The organism is Serratia sp. FS14 (assembly GCF_000695995.1).
In the GTDB taxonomy this organism is placed as follows: Bacteria; Pseudomonadota; Gammaproteobacteria; order Enterobacterales; family Enterobacteriaceae; genus Serratia; species Serratia nematodiphila.
In genome coordinates this window covers 4,097,315-4,122,601 of the sequence record NZ_CP005927.1, presented here as the reverse complement: position 1 = coordinate 4,122,601, position 25,287 = coordinate 4,097,315, and the positions used below count along the sequence as shown (strand labels likewise).

The 25,287-nt window shown below is 61.5% G+C and carries 21 protein-coding genes and 1 pseudogene; 14 read left to right on the top strand and 8 right to left on the bottom strand.

Annotated elements, in window-relative coordinates; all coding sequences use genetic code 11:
- Positions 1-214 precede the first annotated feature (214 nt).
- From L085_RS18765 to L085_RS18745, 5 genes are all read left to right on the top strand, one after another.
- Entirely contained in the window at positions 215-1,144 is a 930-nt protein-coding gene (locus tag L085_RS18765) for a sugar ABC transporter substrate-binding protein (protein ID WP_044031453.1), read from the top strand.
- Positions 1,145-1,219: 75 nt separating this feature from the next.
- Positions 1,220-2,704: a sugar ABC transporter ATP-binding protein gene (locus L085_RS18760; protein ID WP_004940975.1), complete on the top strand. Its 1,485-nt coding sequence runs from the start codon at positions 1,220-1,222 to the stop codon at positions 2,702-2,704.
- 15 nt (positions 2,705-2,719) lie between these two features.
- The gene (locus L085_RS18755) at positions 2,720-3,760 is read left to right on the top strand and encodes an ABC transporter permease (protein WP_004940978.1); all 1,041 of its coding nucleotides are present in this window, start codon (positions 2,720-2,722) and stop codon (positions 3,758-3,760) included.
- A gap of 63 nt (positions 3,761-3,823) precedes the next feature.
- Complete coding sequence (locus tag L085_RS18750; protein WP_004940980.1) at positions 3,824-4,744, top strand: sugar ABC transporter substrate-binding protein; 921 nt, start codon at positions 3,824-3,826, stop codon at positions 4,742-4,744.
- Between the two features lie 138 nt (positions 4,745-4,882).
- Positions 4,883-5,647 carry an SDR family oxidoreductase gene (locus L085_RS18745; protein WP_044031452.1) on the top strand — a complete coding sequence of 255 codons (765 nt, stop codon included), beginning with the start codon at positions 4,883-4,885 and terminating at the stop codon, positions 5,645-5,647.
- Positions 5,648-5,677: 30 nt separating this feature from the next.
- Here L085_RS18745 and lhgO read toward each other — a convergent pair whose 3' ends face one another.
- From lhgO to metQ, 5 genes and pseudogenes are all read right to left on the bottom strand, one after another.
- Positions 5,678-6,868: an L-2-hydroxyglutarate oxidase gene (gene lhgO / locus L085_RS18740; RefSeq protein WP_044031451.1), complete on the bottom strand. Its 1,191-nt coding sequence runs from the start codon at positions 6,866-6,868 to the stop codon at positions 5,678-5,680.
- Positions 6,868-7,587, bottom strand: coding sequence for a FadR/GntR family transcriptional regulator (locus L085_RS18735; protein WP_044031450.1), 720 nt, complete (start codon positions 7,585-7,587; stop codon positions 6,868-6,870). Before L085_RS18735 ends, lhgO begins: the two co-directional genes overlap by 1 nt.
- Positions 7,584-9,540: pseudogene (locus tag L085_RS25950) on the bottom strand (TRAP transporter permease). The gene L085_RS18735 and the pseudogene L085_RS25950 overlap by 4 nt, the downstream one beginning before the upstream one ends.
- Positions 9,541-9,553: 13 nt before the next feature.
- Positions 9,554-10,588 carry a TAXI family TRAP transporter solute-binding subunit gene (locus tag L085_RS18725; protein WP_044031449.1) on the bottom strand — a complete coding sequence of 345 codons (1,035 nt, stop codon included), beginning with the start codon at positions 10,586-10,588 and terminating at the stop codon, positions 9,554-9,556.
- A 184-nt stretch (positions 10,589-10,772) separates the two neighbouring features.
- Positions 10,773-11,588 (bottom strand): methionine ABC transporter substrate-binding lipoprotein MetQ, encoded by an 816-nt coding sequence (gene metQ / locus L085_RS18720; RefSeq protein ID WP_044031448.1) that lies wholly within the window; start codon positions 11,586-11,588, stop codon positions 10,773-10,775.
- A 236-nt stretch (positions 11,589-11,824) separates the two neighbouring features.
- On the opposite strand from metQ, the gene L085_RS18715 reads away from it, so the two are divergent.
- Positions 11,825-12,343 (top strand): hypothetical protein, encoded by a 519-nt coding sequence (locus L085_RS18715; RefSeq protein ID WP_044031447.1) that lies wholly within the window; start codon positions 11,825-11,827, stop codon positions 12,341-12,343.
- 147 nt (positions 12,344-12,490) lie between these two features.
- Positions 12,491-12,916 carry a universal stress protein gene (locus L085_RS18710; RefSeq protein WP_015377548.1) on the top strand — a complete coding sequence of 142 codons (426 nt, stop codon included), beginning with the start codon at positions 12,491-12,493 and terminating at the stop codon, positions 12,914-12,916.
- A gap of 43 nt (positions 12,917-12,959) precedes the next feature.
- On the opposite strand, the gene ygjK is transcribed toward L085_RS18710, so the two are convergent.
- Positions 12,960-15,329, bottom strand: a complete 2,370-nt coding sequence (gene ygjK / locus L085_RS18705) for an alpha-glucosidase (protein ID WP_081835535.1) — start codon at positions 15,327-15,329, stop codon at positions 12,960-12,962.
- A 17-nt stretch (positions 15,330-15,346) separates the two neighbouring features.
- Positions 15,347-16,417, bottom strand: a complete 1,071-nt coding sequence (gene ygjJ / locus L085_RS18700) for a protein YgjJ (RefSeq protein ID WP_015377550.1) — start codon at positions 16,415-16,417, stop codon at positions 15,347-15,349.
- Positions 16,418-16,753: 336 nt separating this feature from the next.
- Here ygjJ and ebgR point away from each other — a divergent pair, with 336 nt between their 5' ends.
- From ebgR to L085_RS18665, 7 genes are all read left to right on the top strand, one after another.
- Entirely contained in the window at positions 16,754-17,734 is a 981-nt protein-coding gene (ebgR, locus tag L085_RS18695) for a transcriptional regulator EbgR (RefSeq protein ID WP_044031446.1), read from the top strand.
- Between the two features lie 166 nt (positions 17,735-17,900).
- Complete coding sequence (gene ebgA / locus L085_RS18690) at positions 17,901-20,990, top strand: beta-galactosidase subunit alpha (RefSeq protein WP_044031445.1); 3,090 nt, start codon at positions 17,901-17,903, stop codon at positions 20,988-20,990.
- Positions 20,987-21,439, top strand: coding sequence for a beta-galactosidase subunit beta (locus L085_RS18685; protein ID WP_004941002.1), 453 nt, complete (start codon positions 20,987-20,989; stop codon positions 21,437-21,439). Before ebgA ends, L085_RS18685 begins: the two co-directional genes overlap by 4 nt.
- A 58-nt stretch (positions 21,440-21,497) precedes the next feature.
- Positions 21,498-23,000 (top strand): amino acid permease, encoded by a 1,503-nt coding sequence (locus L085_RS18680; protein WP_015377554.1) that lies wholly within the window; start codon positions 21,498-21,500, stop codon positions 22,998-23,000.
- Between the two features lie 102 nt (positions 23,001-23,102).
- Entirely contained in the window at positions 23,103-23,417 is a 315-nt protein-coding gene (locus L085_RS18675; RefSeq protein ID WP_004941008.1) for a metalloregulator ArsR/SmtB family transcription factor, read from the top strand.
- Entirely contained in the window at positions 23,414-23,743 is a 330-nt protein-coding gene (locus L085_RS18670) for an SRPBCC domain-containing protein (protein ID WP_015377555.1), read from the top strand. Before L085_RS18675 ends, L085_RS18670 begins: the two co-directional genes overlap by 4 nt.
- A 45-nt stretch (positions 23,744-23,788) precedes the next feature.
- Complete coding sequence (locus L085_RS18665) at positions 23,789-24,382, top strand: ATP-dependent Clp protease proteolytic subunit (RefSeq protein ID WP_015377556.1); 594 nt, start codon at positions 23,789-23,791, stop codon at positions 24,380-24,382.
- A gap of 5 nt (positions 24,383-24,387) precedes the next feature.
- On the opposite strand, the gene L085_RS18660 is transcribed toward L085_RS18665, so the two are convergent.
- Positions 24,388-25,254 (bottom strand): hypothetical protein, encoded by an 867-nt coding sequence (locus L085_RS18660; protein ID WP_044031444.1) that lies wholly within the window; start codon positions 25,252-25,254, stop codon positions 24,388-24,390.
- Positions 25,255-25,287 lie beyond the last annotated feature (33 nt).

The following is a 25,287-nucleotide window of genomic DNA, read 5'->3' as shown; positions in this document are numbered from 1 at the left end:
TGCTCCACCAGGGGTTTATTTCAATTGATTGTTTTTAATCTATTTTGAGATATCGATCACCATTTTGTTCACGGCCTTAATACGGCGATAACGCGGTAATTTCGCCGTATCAAAGGGATAATACCGACCGTATTGTTGTTTGAATGTAAAAAATATTTTTCATTAGCTGTCAACCAACAGACCTCTTCATTCTAACGATTAAAGGGTAACGAACATGAAGCTGAAGAAATTGATCGCCGCCTCGGTACTGATGTGCATGCTGCCGGCCAGCGTGTTGGCGAAAGACATCAAGATCGGCGTTTCCATGGCTTACTTCGATGACAACTTCCTCACCATTCTGCGCCAGTCGATGCAAAGCAAAATGAAGGCCGACGGCAACGTCAGCGGCCAGTTCGAAGACGCCAAGGGCGACATTGCGCAGCAAATTCAACAAATCGAAAACTTCGTCAGCCAGGGCGTCGACGCCATCATCCTCAACCCGGTGGATACCCAGGGCGTCAAGCCGATGATCAAACTGGCCGAGAGCGCCAAGATCCCGCTGGTGTTCGTCAACCGCAAGCCGGAAGTGACGCTCCCGGCCGGCATGGCCTACGTCGGCTCCGATTCCAAGCTGGCCGGCAAACTGCAGATGGAAGCGTTGGCCAAGCTGATGAACGGCAAGGGCAACGTGATGATCCTGATGGGGGAACTGTCGAATGAATCGACCCGCGACCGCACCCGCGGCGTGGAAGAGGTGGCGGCCAACTATCCCGGTATCAAGATTGTCGATAAGCAAACCGCCAAGTGGACGCGTAAAGATGCGGTGGATATCACCACTGACTGGGTGCTGACCGGCCAGCAGATCGACGCTATCGCTTCCAACAACGACGAAATGGCCATCGGCGCCATCCTGGCGCTCAAGCAGGCTAAAAAGTCCGGCGTGCGGGTGGCCGGCGTGGATGGCACGCCCGATGCGCTGGAATTCATCAGAAAAGGCGATCTGGCGCTGAGCGTGTTCCAGGACGCCAAAGGCCAGGGCGAGGGTGCGGTGCAGACCGCCGTTCAACTGGTGAAAGGCGAGAAAGTGGAGAGCAACGTGCTGATCCCTTACCAGCTGATCACCCAGGCCAATTACCAGCAATTCGCCGATAAAAACAAGAAATAAGCCTTGAAGCCCGCCGCGGGCGCCGGTGTGGGGCGAACGCGGCGGAAAACGTGGGTCAGTGCGGAGGTAAGCGGTATGTACCCTTATGTTCTTGAGGCCGAAGGCATCAGCAAGCAGTTCCCCGGCGTCAAAGCGCTGGATAAGGTCTCGATTAAAATCAAACCCGGCAGCGTGCACGCGCTGATGGGGGAAAACGGCGCAGGCAAATCGACGCTGATGAAATGCCTGATCGGCATCTACCACCCGGATGAAGGCTCGATAAAAATCAAAGGCCGGCCGGTCACCTTCAGCGACACGCTGCAGGCGCTGCATTCGGGCATTTCCATGATCCACCAGGAGCTGAACCTGGTGCCTTATATGACGGTAGCGGAAAACATCTGGCTGGGGCGCGAGCCGGCGCGGTTGGGGTTCGTCAACCACGAGCAGTTGAACGAGAACACCCGCGAGCTGCTGGCGCGGCTGAACATCAAACTGCAGCCGGACACGCTGGTGGGTGAACTGAGCATCGCCAACCAGCAGATGGTGGAGATCGCCAAGGCGGTGTCCTACAACGCCGACGTATTGATCATGGACGAACCGACCTCGGCGCTGACCGAAGGTGAAGTGGTGCACCTGTTCGCCATCATCCGCGAGCTGCGCGAGCAGGGCAAAGGCATCATCTATATCAGCCACAAGATGGACGAGATCTTCGCCATCACCGACGAAGTGAGCATTTTCCGCGACGGCACCTTCATCGCCTGCGACAAAACCGAAAATCTGACCAAACAGTCGCTGATCACCATGATGGTGGGGCGTGAACTGACGCAGATGTTCCCCAAATTCAACAACAATATCGGCGAGGAAGTGCTGCGGGTGGCGGGGCTGCGCCGCAGCGGCTGGTTCCACGACGTGTCGTTCAGCGTCAAACGCGGCGAGATCCTCGGCGTCGCCGGGCTGGTGGGCGCCGGGCGCAGCGAAGTGATGGAAAGCCTGTTCGGCATGCACCCGGCGGACGGCGGCGAGATCTTTATCGAGGGCCAGGCGGTGAAGGTCGATTCCCCGGCGAAGGCGATCGAGAGCGGGTTGGCCTTCCTCACCGAAGACCGCAAAAAATCCGGCCTGTTTTTGGTGCTGTCGGTGGTCGAGAACATGAGCATCGTCAACCTGTCGGAATACATCGGCAAGAACGGTTTCGTCAGCCACGTGCAGATGGCCAAAGACTGCATGGATCAGATCAAAAAGCTCAACATCAAAACGCCGACCATGGATCAGATCATCAATAACCTCAGCGGCGGCAACCAACAGAAGGTGCTGATTGCGCGCTGGCTGCTGGCGCAGCCGAAAATCCTGATCCTCGACGAACCGACGCGCGGCATCGACGTGGGAGCCAAAGCGGAAATCTACCGCCTGATCAGCGAGCTGGCCAACCGCGGCGTCGCCATCATTCTGGTCTCCTCCGAGCTGCCGGAGATCCTCGGCATGAGCGACCGGGTGATGGTGATGCACGGCGGCCGCATCACCGGCATTTTGGACAAAGACGACGCGGACCAGGAAAAGATCCTGGCGCTGGCCTCAGAATAACGAAGGGTGAACATCATGAGTAACGTAAAGATTGAGAAGCCGCTCTCCGCCGATTCAACGAGCAAGGGAACGCTGTTCTCCGGGCTGAGCGGCAAAATGCCGAAGGATACCGGCATCTTCATCGTGATGCTCGGCATCGCGCTGGTCTTCGAAATCCTCGGCTGGTACATGCGCGATCAGTCGTTCCTGCTGAACCCGAACCGCCTGCTGCTGATCGTGCTGCAGGTGGCGATCATCGGCATCATCGCAGTGGGCGTCACCCAGGTGATCATCACCACCGGCATCGATCTCTCCTCCGGTTCGCTGATTGCGCTGACTGCGGTGGTGGCGGCCAGCCTGGCGCAGACCTCGGACAGCATTTCGCCGATGTACCCGGGGCTGCTCGATCTGCCGGCGGCGATCCCGATCGGCGCGGGGATTGGGGTGGGCATTGTCTGCGGCTTTATCAACGGCTTCCTGATCACCCGCACCGGCATTCCGCCGTTCATCGCCACGCTGGGGATGATGGTATCGGCGCGCGGTCTGGCGCAGTACTACACCAAGGGTAACCCGGTCAGCTTCCTGTCGGACGGCTTCACGTCAATCGGCCAGGGCGCGATGCCGGTGATCATCTTCCTGGTGATTGCGGTGATCTTCCATATCGCGCTCAAACACACCCGCTACGGCAAATACATCTACGCCATCGGCGGCAACATGACCTCGGCGCGGGTCTCCGGCATCAACGTCAACAAATATCTGGTGACGGTTTACACCATCGCCGGCGGGTTGGCGGGACTGGCGGGCGTGGTGCTGGCGGCGCGCGTCAGCAGCGGCCAGTCGAGCATGGGGATGTCGTACGAGCTGGACGCCATCGCCGCGGCGGTGATCGGCGGCAGCAGCCTGATGGGCGGCGTCGGGCGCATCACCGGCACGCTGATCGGCGCGGTGATCCTCGGCCTTATCAAAAGCGGCTTCACCTTTATCGGCGTCGATTCTTACATCCAGGACATCATCAAAGGCGTGATTATCGTCGCTGCCGTGTCGATCGACATGCGTCGCAACCGCAAGAAACACTGATTGCCGTGAATTGCCGCCGGCGCCAGGGTTGGCCGGCGGTGTTTTTTTACCGGGGGGCACATCATGAATTACCTGAAAGGGCTGTGGCTGGCGGTGGCGCTGTGTGCGTCCACCCCGGCATGGGCGCAAACCATCGGCGTATCGATGGCCTATTTCGACCAGAACTTCCTCACCATTATCCGCCAGGCGATCGACAAGGAGGCCAAGGCGCGCGGCATTACCGTGCAGTTCGAGGACGCGCGCGGCGACGTCGGCCGCCAGACCGACCAGGTGCAAAGCTTTATCAGCGCCGGGGTGGACGCGATTATCGTCGATCCGGTCAACTCGGCCAGCACGCCGGTAATGACCAAAATGGTGCAGGCCGCCGGCGTGCCGCTGGTGTACGTGAACCGCACGCCGGGCGACGCCAAACTGCCTCAGGGCGTGGTGTTCGTCGGCTCCGACGAGCGGGAGTCCGGCACGTTGCAAATGGAAGAGTTGGCGCGGCTGGCCAACTATCAGGGCAACGTGGCGGTGATGATCGGCAACCTGACCGACGCCGGCGCGCTGCAGCGCACCAAAGACGTGGAGCAGGTGGTGGCCAAATACCCGAACATGAAGGTGGTGCAGAAGCAGAGTGCCAACTATTCACGCAGTGAAGGCATGGATTTGATGATGAACTGGCTGACCAACGGCGAAGCGATAGACATCGTCGCCGCCAACAACGACGAGATGGCGATCGGCGCGATCATGGCGCTGCAGCAGGCGGGCAAGGCGGACAAGAAAGTGCTGATCGGCGGCATCGACGCCACGCCGGACGGCCTCAAGGCGCTGGCCTCCGGCAAGATGCAGGTCACGGTGTTCCAGGACGCGATCGGCCAGGGCAAGGCCTCGGTCGAGGTGGCGCAGCGCATGATCAACGGCGAAAAGCTTGAACCGTATTACTGGATCCCATTCGAGCTGGTGACGCCGGCCAATCAGGAGAAATACGCGGCCAAACCGTGAGTTCGCCGTCGGATCCGCGTTGCCGGGGCGCTGCTTGCAGCGCCTTTTTTATTGCGCCAATTGCATGTCCGCTTGCGGCCAGCGCGGCGTCGAACCTTGCCTCACACTGAGGATCTTTAAACAACGTGAGGATGAGCGATGAACGCATTAAACGGCAAGGTGGCGGTGATCGGCGGCGCCAGTTCAGGGATCGGCAAAGCGGCGGCGCTGCTGTTCGCCCGGCAGGGGGCGGCGCTGGTGTTGGGCGCCCGGCGCGCGCCGCTGTTGGCCGAGCTGGTGGAGGACATTCGGCGCGAGGGCGGCCGGGCATTGGCGGTAGTGGGTGACGTGCGCGATGAAGCCTTCGCCGAACGGCTGACGGCGACGGCGGTCGACGAATTCGGCGGCCTGGATATCGCCTTCAACAACGCCGGCACGTTGGGGCCGCTGGGGCCGTCGCTGGCGCTCAGCGCGTCAGAATGGCGCGAGGTGCTGGAAACTAACCTGTCCAGCGCCTATTACGGCGCCAGGCATCAAATTCCCGCCATGCTGGCGCGCGGCGCGGGCTCGGTGATCTTCACCTCCACGTTCGTCGGCCACACCGCGGCGTTTCCCGGTACGGCGGCCTATGCGGCCGGCAAATCGGGGCTGATCGGCCTGACGCAGGCGCTGGCGGTGGAGTTTGGCGGGCGCGGCATTCGGGTGAACGCGCTGCTGCCGGGAGGCACCGATACGGCGATGGGGCGGCAGATGAGCAATACCCCGGAAGCCTTGGCGCAGGTGGCCGATCTGCACGCGCTGAAGCGGCTGGCGATGCCGGAGGAGATCGCGCAGGCGGCGCTGTATTTGGCGTCTGACGCTTCCTCATTTGTCACCGGCACCGCGATGCTGGTGGACGGCGGCGTGTCCATCCAGCGCGGCTGAGGCCACGGGCGCCCGCGGCTTCAGCGGGCGTCAGAAAGTGGACAGGTGGCGGCGTACGATCTCGCGGCCGATCTCCAGCGAGGCGGTCGCCGCCGGGGAGGGGGCATTGCACACGTGCAGCGAGCGTTTTCCCTGTACGAAGTGGAAATCGTCCACCAGCTTGCCGTCGGCGGTCAACGCCTGGGCGCGCACCCCGGCCGGCCCAGGCCGGATATCCTGCTCTTGCAGCGCCGGGATCAGCCGGCGGGCGTTGTCGGCGAAACGGCGGCGCGACAGCGAACGGCGCATTTCCGCCAGCCCTTCGCCGAGGTAGTTGCCGGCGATTTTCCAAAAGCCGCGATAGCCGAGCACCTCGCTCAGATCGCGCAGGCTGAAGTCGCACTTGCGGTAGCCTTCGCGTTTGAAGGCCAGCACCGCATTGGGGCCGACGTCGCGCTTGCCGTTGTACATGCGGGTGAAATGCACGCCGAGGAACGGGAAGTCCGGGTTGGGCACCGGGTAGATAAGATGGTTGACCAGGTGGTTTTTCGCCTCGTCCAGCACATAGTATTCGCCACGGAACGGTACGATCTTCATGCCGGTTTCGTAACCGGCCAGTTTGGCGATGCGATCGCTGAACAACCCCGCGCAGTTGACCAGCACCCGTCCTTCGAAGGTGTCGCCGGCGGCGGTGATGGTGACGCCGGCGGCGTGCTCACGAATGGCCTCGACCTGATGGCCGTAAGCGATTTCGCCACCGTGCCGCACAATGATCTCCGCCAGCTTGGCGGCCACCTCCGCGTAGTTGACGATACCGGCGTCGGGCACCAGCAATGCCTCGAGGCCGTTAACGTGCGGTTCACGCTCCCGCAGCTGCGCCTGCGACAGCCGGGTGACCTGCAGGCCGTTCTGCAGGCCGCGCTGATAGATATTCTCCAGCCGCTCCAGCTCGTTCAGCTGGGTGGCGACGATCACCTTGCCGCACTGGTCGTGATACAGGTCGTGTTCGCGGCAAAAGGCGAACATGCTGCGGTTGCCCTGTTTTGCCAACTGCGCTTTCAGGCTGCCGGGCGCGTAGTAAATGCCGGAGTGCACCACGTTGCTGTTGTGGCCGCTTTGGTGCGCCGCCGGGCCGCGCTCTTTTTCCAACACCAGAATGCGCCGCTGCGGATCCGCTTCCTGCAGCGCATTCACCACGCCAAGCCCTACCAGGCCGGCGCCGATCACGATCGCGTCGTACATCACGGCTTTTGCTCCTCGTTTTCCAGGCGGCGTAATTTGCCGCGCACGTTGTTCAAATGATTTTGCATGGCGGCGGTGGCCGCCGCCGCATCGCCGTCGCGAATGGCGATAAACACCCGTTCATGCTCGTCGATCACCCGCTGGCGCTCGGCCTGCCGCCCCCGATTTTTGCTGAGCGAGTACACCAGCACCCCCAGGTACAGCTCGTGCATGTTATCGAGGATTTGCACGAAAAACGGGTTATGTGACGCCAGCATGATGGCGCGGTGAAACAGGTAGTCCTGCCGATAGCCGATCTGGCCGTCGTTCAGCGTGCAGTGACGAAAGGTGAGGTGCGCCTGTTCGATCGCCTGCAATTCCTGTTCGGTGCGGCGCTCGGCGGCCATGCGCGCCGCCTGTTGCTCCATGACTTCGCGCATTTCCAACAGCGCCTCCACCTCACGGCGGTCGGCGATTTCCATCACCAGCGGCTCGTATTTGCTCAGCAGCGAATGCTGTTCCACCCGATGGCCGCCGCCCTGGCGTGAGGAGATGATGCCGCTGACCTCCAGCACGCCGAGCGCCTCGCGCACCGGCACCCGGCTGACGCCGAACGCGTCCGCCAACACATTTTCCGACGGCAGCTTCTCGCCGACCGGAAAGGTGCCGTCGTTGATGCCGGCTTTCAGCTGCGCCAGCACTTGATGAGAGGCTTTCTGGCGCGTCACTTTGCGGATCATGACGCGCCCCCTGGCAGTGCGGCGCGCTGCTTATAGCGCAGCAGGTGCATGGCGGCGGCGGCGGCGATCAGGGCCGCGCCGCCCAGATCGGTCATCAGGCCCGGTTTGATCAGCAAAATCGCCGCTGTGGTAAACAGCACCCGCTCCAGCCAATGGGTTTTCATCAGCCAGAAATTGGCGCTGGCGATCGACAGCGCGTAGATCCCCACCAGCGCGCTGATCACCATATGCAGCACCGATAGCGGATTGAGATCGTCGCCCTGCATCAGCAGCATCGGGTTGTAGACCAGAATGAACGGAATGATAAAGCCCGGCAGCGCCAGGCGCACCGCATCCCACGAGGTTTGCATCGGATCGGCGCGGGCGATGCTGGCGGCGGTGTAGCTGGCCAGCGCCACCGGCGGCGTGATGTTGGACAGTGCGCCGAACCAGAAGACGAAGAAGTGCGCCGCCAGCGGCAGCACGCCGGCCTTGATCAGGATCGGCGACACGGTGACTGCCACCACGATGTAGAGCGCGGTGGAGGGCAGCCCCATGCTGAGCACGATGCACACCAGCATCACCACCAGCAGGATCATCCACAGGGTGTTGTCGGTCATAGCGACGATGTTGAACGCCAGCGTCGAGCCGATGCCGGTCATGGTCACCACGCAGATGATCACGCCGATGGCGGCGCAGGCGATGGTGACCTGAATCGAGCCGCGCGCCGCGTCGTTCAGGGCCAGTGCGATTTTTTTCGGCGTCATGCGTACCGAGCTGTCGGGGGTGAGCCAGCTGGCGATGATGATCGAAATGATGCCGAGAAAGCCGGCGTAGATCGGCGTTTTGCCCAGCAGCAGCGTGCCGATGACGATGACGAGCGGCAGCAGCAACAGCCCGCGCGCCTTCAACACCGCGCGCACCTGGGGAATGTTCTCTTTGCTGATGCCCTTCAGGCCCTGTTTCTTGGCTTCCAGATCGATGGCCATGATCAGCGCGGCGTAATAGAGCAGCGCCGGCACGATGGCGGCGATGACGATGGTGGTGTATGAGATGCCGAGGAAGCCGGCCATGATAAATGCCGCCGCGCCCATGATGGGGGGGCATGATCATGCCGCCGGTGGAGGCGGTGGCCTCAACGGCGCCGGCGAAGCGAGGCGACAGGCCGATGCTTTTCATCAGCGGAATGGTGAAGGTGCCGGTGGTGGCGACGTTGGCCACCGCGCTGCCGCTCAACGAGCCGGTGAGCGCCGACGAGATCACCGCCACCTGGGCCGGGCCGCCGCGGCGGCGTCCGGCGGCGGCCAGCGCCAGATCGTTGAACAGCGCGGTCGCGCCGCTGACGCTGAGAAAGGCGCCGAACAGAATAAACACCACGATGGCGGTGGAGGCGGTGGACAGGGTGATGCCGAAAATCCCTTCGCTGGTCATAAACAGCCGGTACAGCAGGCGCTCCACCGAGAAGCCGCCGTGGCCGAAAATGCCCACGAAATACTGGCCGAACAGCGCATAAACGATGGCGAAAGTCGCCAGGCCGGGAATGAAATAGCCGGTGGTGCGGCGCGCGGCTTCGAACAGGACGCCGATGCCGATCGCCGCCATGACGTAATCGGTGGTGTTGGGAATGCTCTTGCGCACCACGTGCAGATCGACATAGTTAACGTAGAAATAGCCGTAGCTGACCAGCGTCAGGATGATGAACAGATAGTCCCAACGGTTGAAGCTGCGGGTGGCGTGGCGAGCTGAAAACGGGAACAGGATAAAGCCCAGGATCAGAATGCCGCTCAGGAAGGTGGTGTTGCGATAGAACTCTTGAGTGTTGGACAGCGCGTTGGCGTAGATGGCGTAGGCGGAAATGGCGATCGCCAGGACGGTCGCCAACTGCAGATAGACGCCGCTCAGCGGCCGGCTGCCGGCACCGGCTTCCTTGTCCAGATCGACGGCGGGCTGCGGTGAAGAAGAGTGAGTGCTCATACGTCCTCCTGGATTATGGGTTGGCGGCCAGCGCGGTGGCTTCCGGCGGGATCAGATAATCGGGTATCTCGACGCCGGCTTCGCGGTAGTAGCGATAGGCGCCGAGGTGCAGCGGCACCGAAACGCCTTTCAGCGCGTTTTCCAGCGAGATGTATTTGGCCGAGCTGTGCACCTGGTGCACTTCCGGTAGGTTCTCGAACATCGTTTTGGTCAGGTCGTATACCAGCTTTTCGTCGAGCCGGCTGAGGGCCACCAGAATGTTGGGCTGCGCGATGGTGGTGACCGCCTTGGGCTGGCGCGGGTAGGTATCCGCTTTGATGTCGAACCGAAACCAGGAGTTGGCGATGGCGTTGATGCTGGCCAGCTGCTCGTCGGTGACTTCCAGGATGCGCGCCGGCACGCCGCTGGCGTACATGTCGGTGACGGCGGCCGCCGGCACCCCGGCGGGCAGGGCGCCGCCGTCCAGGCGCCCGTCGCGCATCGCGGACACCGTATCGCCGTAGCCGAGGTATTCCGCCGACAGCGATTTTTTGCTCAGCTTGACGCCCTGCAGGATGATCATCGTCGACTGCTCGGTGCCGCTGGCCTGCGGCCCGACGGAAAAGCGCGTGCCGGCGATATCGTTCAGCGTGCCGTCTTTCACCCGGCTTTCCAGCATCACGAAGTGTTCGACGTTGGGCCACAGCATGGAGATGGATCGCAGCTCGCGGTCGGCGCGGCCGTTGAAGTTGCGCACGCCCTGATAGGCTTCAACGGCGATCAGGCTCTGTAGAATCGCCAACTGCGCCTCGTCTTTTTGCAGCAGGTCGATATTCTCGATCGAACCGGCGGAGGACTGACCGGTCACCTGGATCCCCTGATGCTTCAGCCGGTTGCTCCAGACGTTGGCCAGCCCGACGCCCATCGGGTAGTAGGTGCCGCCGGTGGAGGCGGTGGCGACGGAGAGGAAGGTTTTGTCGGCGTTTTCCGCTTTACCGGCGATGGCCAGCAACGCGGCGCCGACCACGGCGCAGGTAACAAGCAACGTTTTGATTTTTCTATTTTTCATTATTTTCCCCAGCGGTTTTTTGAAACAAATAGAAAACATTTACGCAAACTTGTATACAACATGGCAGCTTTATTCACCTAAAGCGCAGTGTTTGATTTGTGATCTGGGTGGGTGAAAAGTGAACGGGGCGGCGGAGGGGAAATGCAAAACCCGTGGCCTGGCGCCACGGGCATACGGGAGAGGGTTACCAGCCTTTGACGGCGTCGCCTTTGTAAATTTCGGCGGCGCTGGCCGCCACTTCGTCGGTCTGATAGGCCTTGACCAGTTCCTTCACTTTCTCGCTGTCTTTGTTGTCGATGCGGCTGGCGAAAATGTTGACGTAAGGCGAGTTTTTGTCTTCGACAAACAGCCCGTCCTTGGCCGGCGACAGGCCGATCTGGCTGGAATAGTTGGTGTTGATGATCGCCAGCGTCACCTGTTGGTCGTCCAGCGCGCGCGGCAGCTGCGGTGCTTCAATCTCGACGATCTTCAGCTTTTTCGGGTTGCTGACGATGTCCAGCGCGGTCGGCAGCAGGCCGACGCCGTCTTTCAGGGTAATCAGCCCCTGTTTTTGCAACAGCAACAGCGAGCGGCCCAGGTTGGTGGGATCGTTCGGCACCGCCACCTGCGCGCCGTCCGGCAGCTGGCTGAGTGCGGTTATCTTCTTCGAATAGCCGGCGATCGGGTAGACGAAGGTGTTGCCCACCGCCGCCAGCTTGTAGCCGCGCTCCTGCATCTGCTTGTCCAGATACGGTTTGTGCTGGAAGGCGTTGACGTCCAGATCGCCGTTGTTCAGCGCTTCGTTCGGCAGCACGTAGTCGTTGAAGGTCACCACCTCCACGTCCAGATCGTATTTCTGCTTGGCGACCTTTTGCACCACCGCCCACAGCGACTGATCGATGCCGGCGCTGATGCCGACCTTGATGTGGTGATCGTCCTGTGCGGTTGGGCCGCAGGCGGTCAGCAGCAGCGTGCCGGCGGCGGCCAGCGCCAGGGTGAGGTTTTTCAGCGTAAATGTCATTTTCCCAGGGTCCTTGTCAACATTGCCTGCTAATTTTGGCGGGCAGAATAGTGGCAGTGACTGTAGGTAATCGCTGGGCTAAAACAAAATACTGATTCACTATGACTCATAGCGATTAGCTATGAGCGGCCGCCGCTCCGCGCGGTGCGGATTGTTTTGACGGCGAATCGGCGGGCTTATTATGATAGCCGATGGCCCGCGAGGGCAGACTGGGTACTGAAACGAAGGAAAAGACAATGCGATTGAACACTTGGAGCAAGGCGCTGCTGCCGCTGGTGGTGTTGGCCTGCGTCTCGGCGACTCAGGTTCGGGCGGCGGAAAGCGATACCGGGCCGATCCCCAAACAGCTGATGGGCAACTGGCGCGTCAGCAAGATCGTGCCGACCCAAACCACCGGCTGCTGGGATCAGCAGCAGGCGCAGAGCCTGATCGGCGGCAAAATCAGTTATAAAGCGGACGCCTTCAGCTGGAACGGCACGGCGCTGAAAAGCGAAGGGGCCACCGTCAGCACCGTAGAAGCGCAGGAGTTCGTCGAGGACAACGCCGGCAGCAGCTCCTACATCGATTTCCCGATGCTGGGCATCAGCACGCCGTCGGTCGAGCGCGTGGCCATTCAGCACGCGGATACCGTCATCAAAGGCATCACCGATCAGGGCACCGATGGGGTGCCCGGCGATAACGTGCTGGTGAAAGACGCCAACACGCTGATCCTGTCGCTGTGCAACGTCTGGTTTGAGGCGCAGCGCGAGAAATAATTTCTGCCTTCAGCCCCGGCGACGGGGCTTTCCCACCGCATCACCTCCCGCCACGAGCGCCATTTCTGAACTAAAATTAATCATAACGATATGACCCCGGCGTGATATCGGAGCCTCGGCTCAACCGAGTCCATGACAGGAGGCGCTATGTGTTACCACCATATTGTCATCGCCACCGATCTGAGCGATGACGGCAAACGGCTGGTCGAAAAGGGGGCGTTGCTGGCGGAGGCGCTGCAGGCCAAACTCTCGCTGATCTATGTGGACGTCCACTACGACACCTACCACGCGGCGATCGGCTTTTCGGAGCGCAGTTATGACGGCGTGCCGTTCGAAGAGAAGATCCGCAAAGAGCTGGAACCCACCACGCAAAACGTCAATTACCCGATCGCGGAAGTGATTATCGGGCGCGGCGGCTTCGTTGACGAACTGCGCACGGCGGTCGTGGACAAGAACATCGATCTTCTGGTGTTCGGCCATCACCACGATCTGTGGAGCAACCTGTTTTCTTCTACCCGCAACGCCATCAACCAGCTGAATATCGACGTGCTGGTGATCCCGATCCGATCATAAACGCGGGCCACCGCCGGGCAACGATGGCGGTGGCCGCCGCGGCTTATTGCGTGAAGAAGTCGTTATACAACATGTACAGATGCGCCGCGCTCCAGGAGAAGTTCGGCGCGCCTTGCTGTTTGCCGGTGAGCGGGTTGTAGTTCTCGCGGATCGGCCCGTCGGCGACCAGGCCGTCGGCGTGGCGGAAGAAGGCCTGCGCCATCGCTACCGCGTCGTCGCGATAGCCGTAGCGTTCCATGCCCTTGAGGCCGAAATACAACTGATCGACCCACACGCGGCCGCGCCAGTAGATGTCCGCGCCGAACGCCGGGTTGGTCAGCGCCGCGGTGCCGAGCGGCACGTAGGTATTGAACTCGCGCGGATCCTTCATCACCCTGACCACCGCATCGGCGTGCGTCTGGCTGGCGGCGCCGTTGAACAGCGGCGACCAGCCTTCCGGCCCTTTGCCGCGTTCGACGATCGGTTTGCCGGCGCAGCCGTTGGCCAACGGCCGGCTTTCGATGCGGATGTCGTAGAAGAAACCGCTCTGCTTGTCGAACATGCAGGTGTTGATGTAGGCCGCCAGCTTATCGGCTTTGGCGCGGAAGGACTCGGCCTCGGCGCCATGGCCCAGAATATCGGCCATCTCCGCCAGGTAGCGGTTATCGCTGTACATATAGCTGGCCTGATCCACCGACTCCTGCAGCAGCGAGTAGCCGAGCAGCGTGCCGTCCGGCGCGCGGTTTTCGGCGAATTTCACCTGCCAGTCTTCGCGTTTGCCGCCCTGCGCCACGTAGCGCGCCAATTGATCCGGATCGATAAAGCCGAATACCGCCGCATCGTCACGGCCCGACTCCCAGGAGGCGGCGGTTTGCGCCGGGATCGCGATGCTGTCGTAATGCCCCTCGCGCACGATGCGATCGTAGTTGTCGAGGCCGGCCAGCGTTTGCTCGCGTTGCCCGCGTTTGACGGTAAACAGCATGCGCCCGTCGGGCGTATTGTGCGCTTTGTCGCGGGTGGCGCCGTACTCCGGCACGCCGTTGCCGTTGTGATCGCGGTTACGCAGCCACCAGTCATGGTAAGCCACCAGCTTCGGATACATCTCAGCCAGCCAGCCCTTATCGCCGGTGACGCGATAGACCTCCATCACCGCCCAGGCCGCCAGGCTCGGCTTGGTGTTGCGTTCGTTCCAGTTGCCGCCGTCGCCGCCGCGCTCCGGGCTGGGGTTGTAGGCGATAAGGTCGGGCAGGAAACCGGCGTCCCACGGCCGCAAAGCGTCGCCCGGCCGGATCTGGTAGGCGAACACCGCGCGAATGTTGTCCTTGGCCACGTCCGGGTTGAAGTGCGCCATGGCGTAGGCCTGTTTCCAGGTGTCCCACGGCCAGGTCTGGTTGCCGGAGAACCAGCGCCCGGTGACCGACGGGGTGACCGAGTCGAACTTCATCGCCCCGGCGGCGCCGCGCCAGTTGCCGTTCAGCGTTTCTATCGCTTTGACCGCCACACGCGTTTGTTCCGCCGTGGCGTGCGGGTTGCGGAGCCCGGCGGCGAGATAGCGTTCCCAACGCTGGGCCGATGCGGCCATATAGCGCTGCGGGTGAGCGAGGATGTCGGCGATAGCGCGCTGTTCGCGCTGCGCCTCGTCGGCGGTGAGCAGGTGCGAATAGGTGGTGTACAGCGTGGTGGTGCCGGCGATGCGCGCCGTGGCGCGGAAGCGGTGGCCGTCGACCGTGGTGCGCTGCGGCAGCGATTTATGGATCTGATACTCGGACTGGCCGGAGGTCATCAGCTGCGACGGCGCACGCACCTTGCCGAAGGCGACGCGCAGGCCGTCCGCCGTCGGCACAATGCGGCGCGTGTAGTCCGGAAAGGCCTGTTCGAGGGTCGCCGGCGGCTGCGGTTTTTGCTCTTTGGCCGCGTAGCGCTCCAGCAATTCGCCATCCCACACCAGCTCCAGCGGCGCATCGGTGATAATTTGCGTCTCCAGCAGCGAGGTGCGCGCACTGGCGAAGCGCAGCGTCAGGTTGACGGTAACCCCCGGCGCGCTGAGCCGTTGCACCAGGGCGCCGGGCAGGCTGTAGGCCGTCATGGTGAAAGACACCGGCTTGCCGTTGCGATACACGCTGAGCCGATCGAAATTGTTGGCCATAAAGTTGATGTATTCTTCGGTCAGCAGTGCCGGGCCGGGGAAGCCGCCCATGCCTTCCGGGCCGCTCGGCAACAGGTGGCCGTGCCAGGCGCCGAGATCGAAGAACGGGTTGAAGCGTTGATGATCGTCGAAGTCATAATCGAGCATAAAATGCGGCGCGCCGTGGCGATCGATAACGTTTGGGTAGCGTTCGGCCAGTGGGGCAGTGGGCGTTTTCGGCGCGCAGCCCGCCAGCGTCAGCGCGAGGGTGAGGGCGGTGGCCAGCGGCGTCAGGGGAGTCATGTTCATCGTAGGGGCCTCAACGGTTACCAATAGAAATATTGCATCAGAAACACCGAGTTGCTGGCGCCGGTGCTGTCGTTGCGCATAAAGAATTTGCTGTCCAGCGCGGTGGCCAGCTTACCGCCGGCATATTCGTACCAGATGCCGAACTGGGCGTAGGAGGTGGCGGTATCCGCCGCGTTATCAAACCGGTGGCGGGCGTAGCTGTAGGCGGTGGAGAGGTACAGCCCTTTGGCGGTTTCCGTCATCGCGCTGAGCATCAGGCCCGATTCGCTGCCGGGATGGCCGCCGCTGTCGCCTTTGCCGGTGTGGTGCCAAACGCGGCCGGCCAGGTGTTTGCCTCGCAGCCCCAGCAGAAACAGCTGCCCCAGGCCGTCGGTCACCTCCAGGCCGTTCAGCAGCGTCAGACCGTCTTGCAGATCGTACTGGGTGTAGCCGTTGATCATCGCCCGGTAGGTGTATTTGTCGGAGTAGCGGTCGTATTTGCCGAAGTGCAGCAGCGCCTTGCTCTCGTCGATGCGGCTTTCCGGCGCCGCCGTCACGCTGTAGCGAAAGCGCCCGGTCAGGTTTTGCAGCTTGGCGGCGTAGCTGAGATCGCGGGTATTGGGGATCACGTAGCCGTACTCCGGCGTGAAGTCGCCCCACCATTGCAGATCGTCGAGCGATGAGTCGTTGCGTACGCTGAGCATCATCTCGGTGCCGTCATCGGTGCGGTAACCGCCGTAGAAACGGTTCAGGCCCCCCTCGAAGCCGCCCCAGCCGTGTCCGGGCGTCCAGGCGTGGCCCTGGCTGTCGGCCTGCACGGTCCAGCCCTCGCCGTAAATCAGGCCGAACCAATGGCCCTGTTTGATCTCGAGGCCGCCTTCGATGTAGGTGCCGTCGCTGTATTTATGTTGATGTTCGCCGTTCAAATAGACGCTGCCGCCGATGCCGAGCTCGCCGTAAAAGCGCAGGGCGGTCGCGGCGGTTTCGGGCAACGGCGGCGGCGGCAGCTGATTGCGCTCCGCCGGGGTAACGGGTTCCTGCGCCGCCCAGACCGGCGCGCTGAGTATCAGTAACAAGGGCAACAGGGCGTGATGATTTATTGATGTCATGGGGCATGTGCCTGGTGTTGGATGGATCGGCGCGTCAGTCGAACGGCGGCTCACGCAAGGTCGCTCCCGGCTCCTTGGGAGAAGAGATAAAGTCCGCCCGGTCGCGGGCGGTAAACGGCAGGTATATTAGTAAAATATTTAGTAAAAAATACGCTTTAATCAGTAAATCGTTAACTTGATCACAACGGGTGAAATGGGTATCTTTCGCTGCAGGCGCCCGGCAACGATTTGCATGAGCGAGCGCCGGCCCGGTCTGGGAAGAGAGGAGCGGGCGGCACTGTACGTTGCGCCGCTATCCGATTAAGCTACCGTTTTTCGTCTGTGCATTGGGACTCTATGGCCACACTGAAGGAAATTGCTGAAGCCGCTAATGTGTCCGTCGCCACCGTTTCGCGCGTGTTGAATGACGACCCCACCCTGAGCGTGAAGGCGCAAACCCGCCAGAAGATCCTGGAAGCGGCGGAGCGCCTCGAATACAAGGTGGCGCCCTCCAAACGGCAAAGCGGACATCGCCTGCAATTCGCCGCGCTGTTCACCTATACGCAGGGTGTGGAGATCAACGATCCCTATTACCTGGCGATGCGCTACGGCATCGAAACGCAGTGCGAAAAACTGGGCGTGACGCTGAGCGCCGGTTACGACTTTACCGGCGACAAGGCGCTGCCGGCGGCCGACGGCCTGCTGGTGATCGGCCGGCCACAGCCTGCGCTGTATGAGCAGCTCAGGCAGCAGGAAACGCCGGTGGTGTTTATCGACGGCGTGGTGGACGATGAGCGTTTCGACTGCGTCAATGTCGACCTGTACAAGATCAGCCGCAAGGTGATCGATTACTTCATCGGCCGTGGCTATCAGCGCATCGGCTTTATCGGCGGGCGCGACCATCCGGCCGGCATCGACCAACGCGAGCAGGCGTTCGTCGAGTATGGCCGGCAGCAAAACGTGGTGCGGCCGCAGGATATTTACCACGGCGATTTCAGCAGCCAGTCGGGCTACCAGTGCGCCAAAGCGATGTTGCAGAGCAAGAATGGCTATCCGCCGGCGCTGCTGGTGGCGACCGATTCGATCGCCATCGGTGTGCTGCGCGCGCTGCATGAACACGGCATTCAGGTGCCGGGGCAGATCGCGTTAATCAGCGTCAACGACATTCCCACCGCCCGCTTTATTTTCCCCGCCTTGTCCACGGTGCGCATCCCTTCGGAAACCATGGGCGCACAGGCCGTCAACCTGCTGGCGGAGCGGCTGCGCGATGAGCGCGCCGTCCCGCTGTCGATCTTCGTTCCCAGCTCGCTGCAGCTGCGTGACACCACCGTCGCCTGACCGGCCCCCGCCTCGGCGGGGGCGTTGGCGCTCAAAATTAACGTCATGATAAAAAAAGGCATTTGAGATTTATTGTGATCCTGTCGTCATTTGGTAAATATAGACTGTAATTTTTACTAAATATTTACTATCGTTTCCGCATTGCACAGGTGTCGGGAGACGTGACGTGAATAATTGGGAAAACATTGAAAAACAGTCGGAGCACCGGTTGGCGCCGCGCGCGAGCTTCTTCAGCTACGCGGACGCCGGGCAGGCGCTGAGCTTCGATCGCAACGCCAGCCGGCGTTTCCAGCTGCTGAGCGGCCGCTGGCGCTTTCGGTTCTTCGAGCACCCGGCGCAGGTGCCGGCGGCGTTTTACCGTGAGCCGATGAGCGACTGGGGCGATATGGCGGTGCCGGGCATGTGGCAGCTGGAAGGGCACGGCCACCTGCAGTATACCGACGAGGGCTTCCCGTTCCCGATCGACGTGCCTTACGTGCCGACCAACAACCCCACCGGCGCCTATCAGCGCCACTTTACGCTCGACGCCGGCTGGCGGGACCAGCAAGTGCTGATCAAATTCGACGGCGTGGAAACCTACTTCGAGGTGTACGTCAACGGCGGCTATGTCGGCTTCAGCAAGGGCAGCCGACTGTGCGCCGAATTCGACATCAGCCCCTATGTGCGGCAGGGCGAGAACCTGCTGTCGGTGCGGGTGATGCAGTGGGCCGATTCCACCTACATCGAAGATCAGGACATGTGGTGGATGGCCGGCATCTTCCGCGACGTTTATCTGATCGGCCAGAGCGCCACTCACCTTCACGACCTGACGCTGGTCACCACCTTCGATGAGCGCTATTGCGACGCGCAGTTGGCGATCGACGCCGAGCTGCGCCATCTCGGATCGCCGGCCGCCGAGGGCTGCCGCCTGCAGGCGCAGCTGTTCGACGGCGATCGCTGCGTGGCGGAGCAGTGGCGCGACGATCTGCGCATCGAGCGGGCGCTGATCTGCCGTTTCGAGCTGCCGGTCAGCCGCCCGCAGCAGTGGAATGCGGAAAATCCCTATCTGTATCAGCTGTTGCTGAGCCTGTATGACGGCGCCGGCAACCTGCTGGGCGTGGTGCCGCAGCGGGTGGGCTTCCGCGAGATCGCGGTGCGCGACGGGCTGATGTACGTCAACGGGCGTTACCTCAAACTGCACGGCGTCAACCGCCACGATCACGATCACCGAAAAGGGCGCGCCGTCGATATGGCGCGGATGGAGCGCGACATCGTGCTGATGAAACAGCACAACATCAACTCGGTGCGCACCGCCCATTATCCCAACGATCCGCGTTTTTACGAGCTGTGCGATCTCTATGGCCTGTTTGTGATGGCGGAGACCGATCTGGAGAGCCACGGCTTTGCCAACGTTGGCGATCTGAGCCGCATTACCGACGATCCGCGCTGGGAGCAGGCTTACGTCGAGCGCATCGAGCGCCACGTGGCGGCGCAGAAAAACCACCCGTCGATCATCATCTGGTCGCTCGGCAACGAATCCGGCTACGGGTGCAACATTCGCGCCATGGCCCGGCGCTGCAAGGCGCTCGATCCGACTCGCCTCATCCACTACGAAGAAGATCGCGACGCCGAAGTGACCGACGTGATCAGCACCATGTATTCCCGCGTGGCGATGATGAACGCCTTCGGTGAATACCCGCACCCCAAACCGCGCATTCTGTGTGAATACGCCCACGCCATGGGCAACGGCCCCGGCGGGCTGTTCGAATACCAGTCGGTGTTCAACCGTCACGCCAGTTTGCAGGGGCACTATATCTGGGAATGGTGCGATCACGGTCTGCTGAGCCACGACGAGCAGGGGCGCGAGCGCTACCAGTACGGCGGCGATTACGGCGACTACCCGAACAACTACAACTTCTGCATGGACGGCCTGATCTACCCGGACCAGCGCCCCGGCCCCGGCCTGCGTGAATATCAGCAGGTGCTATGCCCGGTGGAAGTGACGGCGGAAGAAGGCGCAGGCGACGTGCTGCGGGTGAAAAACCGCTACTGGTTCAGCTCGCTGGCGGACATCACGCTGAAGGTCAGCGTCAAGACCGACGGCCGCAAGGTGGCGAGTTACGAATTCAAGCTGCCGCATCTGCAGCCGGGCGAGAGTGAAGACATGCACCTGCCGGTGCTGGCGCTGGGGCAGGGGGAAACGCTGATCGACGTGGCGGTGCATAAAGACAGCGCCACCCGCTACAGCGAGAGCGGCCAACTGCTGGGGCATTACCAGCATCTGCGCCAGGCGGCGACGCGGCTACCGGCTCCACCGTTGGCCGATGCGCCGGCGCTGCAATGCCGCGAGGAAAATCATCAGCTGCTCGTCAGCGGCGGCCGGTTCCAGCTGGCGTTCTCGCTGCTGAGCGGCGAACTGCTGTCGTGGCGGGTAGACGATGAAGAAATGGTGGGGCGCGCGCCGCGCATCACCTTCTTCAAACCGGTGATCGATAACCATAAACAGGAATATGAGGGGATTTGGCTGCCGTATCACTTCCCCATCATGCAACAGCATTTCCGCCGCCTCAGCCGACACTGGCAGGGGGAGGACCTGCTGATCGAGGTGCACAGCCTGATCGCGCCGCCGGTGTTCGACTTCGGCATGCGCTGTACCTATCGCTGGCGCATCTCTCCGCAGGGCTGTGTCAGCCTGGATCTGGCCGGCGAGCCTTACGGCGATTTCCGGCAGGTGATCCCGAAAATCGGTCTCGATTTCGGCATCAGCCGCCGCTTCGAACAGGTGGAGTACTACGGCCGCGGGCCGGGCGAGAACTACCGCGACAGCTGCCGGGCCAACCTTATCGGCCACTACCGGCAGCGCGCCGACGCGCTGTTCGAACACTATCCGTTCCCGCAGGACAACGGCAACCGGCAGGACGTGCGCTGGCTGAGCCTGCAGGACGCGGCGGGCAAGGGGATCTTCATCCAGCCGCGGCGGCCAATCAACTTCAGCCTGTGGCCGTACAGCGCCGAGATGCTGCATCAGGCCCAGCACATCAACGAGCTGGAGCCTGACGATTGCCTGACGCTGAACCTGGACGATCAGGTGCTCGGTCTCGGCTCCAACTCCTGGGGCTCCGAGGTGCTGGATACCCACCGGGTCTATCTGGCGCCGTTCAGTTACGGCTTCACGCTGGTGCCGTTCGACGGCCGGCAAACGGACGGCGCCACGCTCGCCGGTTATGACTTCGCGCCGGCCCCTCATCACCCGCAGTCTGCGGAGGAAAACGCATGATCATTCTCGAATCCCTGACGGAGTTTCAGCGCATTTATCACAGCGGCAAGAAATGGCTGCGCTGCATGGAGGCGATCGCCAATGTCGATCGCATCAGCCCGAACGTGTGCCATTCGATCGGCGACTCGCTGACCTATCGGCTGAGCGTCGGCGCCGGCCGGCAGCACGGCTGGCTGGAAGGCAACCGCCGCTACTTCGACGTGCACTACTACCTCGAGGGAGACGAGATCGTCGAAGTCGCCGACAAACGGGCGCTGACGACGGTGGCGCCCTATCAGGACGAAACCGACCGCGAGTTTTTCAGCGGCGAAGGCGAGAGGCGCCGGGTTGGCAAAGGCAACGTGGTGATCTTCGAAAACCACCAGGCTCACCGCTTCAAAGAAAGCGGCAAGGTAAAAAAAGTCATTTTAAAAGTGACGGTGGAAGACAGCTATTTCATCAACAAATAGCGCGACCGCCGATCGATAACAACAAACCGAAGTCCCCTACACCATTCGGAGAATCTCTATGGCTGCGTCGAACAGAAACACCATCGGCAAGTTTGGCCTGCTGTCGATGACGTTTGCGGCAGTGTTCAGTTTCAACAACGTGATCAACAACAATATTCAGCTCGGCATCGCCTCGTCGCCGGTATTCCTGGTGGCGACGATCATTTACTTCATTCCCTTTTGCCTGATCATCGCCGAGTTCGTCTCGCTCAACCGCAACTCCGAGGCCGGCGTCTATGCCTGGGTCAAAAGCGCGCTCGGCGGGCGCTGGGCGTTTATCACCGCCTACACCTACTGGTTCGTGAATCTGTTTTTCTTCACCGCGCTGCTGCCGCGCGTCATCGCCTACGCTTCTTACGCGTTTTTAGGTTACGACTACGTGTTTACGCCGCTGACCACGGCGATCATCAGCATCTTCCTGTTCGCCTTCTCGACCTACATCTCCAACAGCGGCGCAAAACTGCTGGGGCCGATGACCTCCGTCACCTCGTCGCTGATGCTGCTGCTGACGTTTTCCTACATCATCCTGGCGGGCGCGGCGGTGCTGGGCGGCATCGAGCCGGCCGATCCGATCAACGTGCAGGCGATGACGCCGAACTTCAACTGGGCGTTCCTCGGCATTACCGCCTGGATCTTCCAGGCGGCGGGCGGGGCGGAATCCGTGGCGGTGTACGTGAACGATGTGAAAGGCGGCAGCCGCGCCTTCGTGAAGGTGATCATCGTTTCCGGGCTGTTCATCGGCGTGCTGTATTCGGTGTCATCGCTGCTGATTAACGTATTCGTGCACCGCACCGACCTGCATTTTACCGGCGGTACGGTACAGGTGTTCGAAGGCTTGTCGGCGCACTTTGGCCTGCCGACGGTGCTGATGAACCGCTTTGTCGGCATCGTTTCCTTCACCGCCATGTTCGGTTCGCTGCTGATGTGGACGGCGGCGCCGGTGAAAATTTTCTTCACCGAGATCCCGAAGGGCATTTTCGGCGAGAAAACCATCCGCCTGAACCGGCACGGCGTGCCGACGCGCGCCGCCTGGATCCAGTTCTTCATCGTTATCCCGCTGATGCTGATCCCGACGCTGGGCTCCAGCAGCGTGCAGGATTTGATGAACACGCTGATCAACATGACCGCCGCCGCCTCGATGCTGCCGCCGCTGTTCATCATGCTGGCCTACCTGAATCTGCGGCTGAAGTACGACCGGGTGGCGCGCGATTTCAAAATGGGCTCGCGCCTGCAGGGCATCGCCATCGTCAGCGTGCTGATCGCCATCTTCACCGTCGGCTTCTTCGCCTCGACGTTCCCGACCGGCGCCAGCATCATGACCATCGTGTTCTATAACGTCGGCGGGCTGGTGGTGTTCCTCGGCTACGCCTGGTGGAAGTACAACCGCTACTCAAAGACTCTGAATGCCGAGGCGCGCTACCACGAAGACATGCCGCTGGCGCGTCTCGCGCTGGAAGCGCAGGAGGGGGCGCCTGCCGGTCAACCGGCGCTGACCACGCCCGCATGCAATAAACCGCTGTAATTGCTCACCTCTCGACTCCGCGCCCCGGCGCGGAGTCTCGCCTTGCGAAAAAAATCTGCCTCTGCGTTTGCATAATACATAAGTGAATACTAATGTGTTTGTATGAACGAAAATGACATCTTCAAGGCGTTGGCCGATCCGACCCGCCGCAGCATCTTCGACAAACTCGCTGTCGCCAGCATGAACGCCAGTGCGTTGCGTGAAGGGCTGCCCATCAGCCAGTCGGCGATGTCGCAACACCTGGCGGTGCTGCGTAACGCCGGACTGGTACGCGAGACGAGGCAGGGGCGCTGCGTCAATTACCAGGTCGACCCGGAAGGGCTGGCGCAGATCGCCCAGTGGCTGGCGAAGTACCGCGCCTACTGGCCGGCGCGCATCGACGCGCTGCAAACTTTGCTGAAGGACATGGATCAATGAACAAACAGGCTGAGCGGCCGCCGCGCGACCGGCTGGTGTTGGAATATTCGCTCGAGGCGCCGCCGGAAAAAGTGTGGCGGGCGCTCAGCGTTCCCGAATTGCGTGAGCAGTGGCTGCCGACGGGGGATCTGGCGCAGGCCGAGCCGCTGGCCGCCACGCCGGGCGAGGCGGTGAGCTATCGCTTGCGCGACGACCAACCGCCGTTTCTCGAAAGCGTCGTCACCCTGCAGATCGTGCCGGACGCCGGCGGCGGCAGCCTGCTGCGGATTATCCACCAGCTCGATGCCGCCAACGATGGCCCGCCGACGGTGATGCGCGCCGCCTGACGCGTTAAACACATTTCCCTTTGTTGCCAACCCAGGAGTTCACCGATGCGTGAGAAGATGATGCTCGTCCCGATGGTGGTGGAACAGACCAGCCGGGGAGAACGTTCCTTTGATATTTATTCGCGTCTGCTGCGCGATCGGATCGTGTTCCTTAACGGCGAAGTCAACGACGACGTGGCCGAAATGCTGTGCGCCCAGCTGCTGTTTCTGGAGGCGGAAAACCCGGAAAAACCCATCCATCTTTATATCAACTCGCCGGGCGGAGTGATCACCAGCGGGTTGGCGATTTACGACACCATGCAGTATATCCGCGCCCCGGTGCATACGCTGTGCATGGGCACCGCGCGCTCGATGGGCTCGTTCCTGCTGATGGCCGGCGAATCGGGGCACCGCATGGCGCTGCCTAATGCCAGCCTGCACGTGCACCAGCCGCTGGGCGGCTTTCAGGGGCAGGCCTCCGACATCTTGATCCACGCCGAAGAGATGAAGCGCACCAAAGACACGGTGATTCGGTTGTATGCCCAACATTGCGGCCTAAGTTATGAAGAGGTGGAGCGGGTGTTGGATCGCGATCGCTTTATGACCGCCGACGAAGCGGCGGCCTGGGGGCTGATCGATCGGGTGCTGCGGGCGCGCTAAAGGGCTCAGGAGTGCGTGGCGGATTGTAGCGTTTGCCAAACCCGTTCAAGTCCGAATTCGACCATCGTGAAATAGAGACTAAAATAGCGCTCCGCCATGATGAAGAACGAACTGTTGAGTTCGATCACCACATTATTGGTGGTGGTCAGTAGGCCGGATTTTTCCGCCGCCTGCAGAATGCGGTTCACGTGCGCGCGTGAGACGGAGCAGGACTTGGCGATTTTCGCCGAGGAGAGCAGCAGAAAGGGGGAGTCCTGTCGGATGCTTTCGATAAACAACATCAACAGCACCATGTGGCCGGCATCTTTGCTGATAAACAGCGCGGATTGCGGCACCAGGTCGATCAGGTAGACCTCCTTGAGCATCAGTTGCCCGTAGGCGGCGAAAAAGGTGGACAGAAAGTCGGGCGCCGCCAGCAGCGCCGCGATGGGCATCTGTGGCGCCAGCGCCTGATAAGGGCGCGCCATTGAGGCGATCAGCGCCTGGGTTTCCGCCAGCGCGTGCGGCGTAGGCTTATAGCGTAACTGGCGTTTGTCATGCTCGCAGGGTTTGACCTCCAGCCGGCGCCCGACCCGTAAAAAGAACAGAAAGGAATCCAGGGAATTCTCGCTGATCATATTCTTCCCTTTGAAAAAGGCTTTGATGTCTTTCAGCGCGGCGGCGTGCTGGTGGTAATAAATGGACAGGATGGTGGAGCAGATGATGAACCGGCTGTTCCTGAAAATGATTTTGTAAAACAGCGGATGCTTCTTGTAGGTCTCCCTCAATAATTCCCCGTGTTTGACGATGGCGGCGTGGAACGCCGGTGACTGCCTGATGATGTTGGCCTGTTTCTCCAGGTGAAACTGTAGCTGGAATCTGCTTAGACTCATTTTCCCTATTTCCTGTACTTAAAAAATGTGCTG

Bases quoted from the DNA above. Each gene is read 5' to 3' on its own strand.
- L085_RS18765 (WP_044031453.1), top strand. From the start codon at position 215: ATGAAGCTGAAGAAATTGATCGCCGCCTCGGTACTGATGTGCATGCTG.
- L085_RS18760 (WP_004940975.1), top strand. From the start codon at position 1,220: ATGTACCCTTATGTTCTTGAGGCCGAAGGCATCAGCAAGCAGTTCCCC.
- L085_RS18755 (WP_004940978.1), top strand. From the start codon at position 2,720: ATGAGTAACGTAAAGATTGAGAAGCCGCTCTCCGCCGATTCAACGAGC.
- L085_RS18750 (WP_004940980.1), top strand. From the start codon at position 3,824: ATGAATTACCTGAAAGGGCTGTGGCTGGCGGTGGCGCTGTGTGCGTCC.
- L085_RS18745 (WP_044031452.1), top strand. From the start codon at position 4,883: ATGAACGCATTAAACGGCAAGGTGGCGGTGATCGGCGGCGCCAGTTCA.
- lhgO (WP_044031451.1), bottom strand. From the start codon at position 6,868: ATGTACGACGCGATCGTGATCGGCGCCGGCCTGGTAGGGCTTGGCGTG.
- L085_RS18735 (WP_044031450.1), bottom strand. From the start codon at position 7,587: ATGATCCGCAAAGTGACGCGCCAGAAAGCCTCTCATCAAGTGCTGGCG.
- L085_RS18725 (WP_044031449.1), bottom strand. From the start codon at position 10,588: ATGAAAAATAGAAAAATCAAAACGTTGCTTGTTACCTGCGCCGTGGTC.
- metQ (WP_044031448.1), bottom strand. From the start codon at position 11,588: ATGACATTTACGCTGAAAAACCTCACCCTGGCGCTGGCCGCCGCCGGC.
- L085_RS18715 (WP_044031447.1), top strand. From the start codon at position 11,825: ATGCGATTGAACACTTGGAGCAAGGCGCTGCTGCCGCTGGTGGTGTTG.
- L085_RS18710 (WP_015377548.1), top strand. From the start codon at position 12,491: ATGTGTTACCACCATATTGTCATCGCCACCGATCTGAGCGATGACGGC.
- ygjK (WP_081835535.1), bottom strand. From the start codon at position 15,329: ATGAACATGACTCCCCTGACGCCGCTGGCCACCGCCCTCACCCTCGCG.
- ygjJ (WP_015377550.1), bottom strand. From the start codon at position 16,417: ATGACATCAATAAATCATCACGCCCTGTTGCCCTTGTTACTGATACTC.
- ebgR (WP_044031446.1), top strand. From the start codon at position 16,754: ATGGCCACACTGAAGGAAATTGCTGAAGCCGCTAATGTGTCCGTCGCC.
- L085_RS18685 (WP_004941002.1), top strand. From the start codon at position 20,987: ATGATCATTCTCGAATCCCTGACGGAGTTTCAGCGCATTTATCACAGC.
- L085_RS18680 (WP_015377554.1), top strand. From the start codon at position 21,498: ATGGCTGCGTCGAACAGAAACACCATCGGCAAGTTTGGCCTGCTGTCG.
- L085_RS18675 (WP_004941008.1), top strand. From the start codon at position 23,103: ATGAACGAAAATGACATCTTCAAGGCGTTGGCCGATCCGACCCGCCGC.
- L085_RS18670 (WP_015377555.1), top strand. From the start codon at position 23,414: ATGAACAAACAGGCTGAGCGGCCGCCGCGCGACCGGCTGGTGTTGGAA.
- L085_RS18665 (WP_015377556.1), top strand. From the start codon at position 23,789: ATGCGTGAGAAGATGATGCTCGTCCCGATGGTGGTGGAACAGACCAGC.
- L085_RS18660 (WP_044031444.1), bottom strand. From the start codon at position 25,254: ATGAGTCTAAGCAGATTCCAGCTACAGTTTCACCTGGAGAAACAGGCC.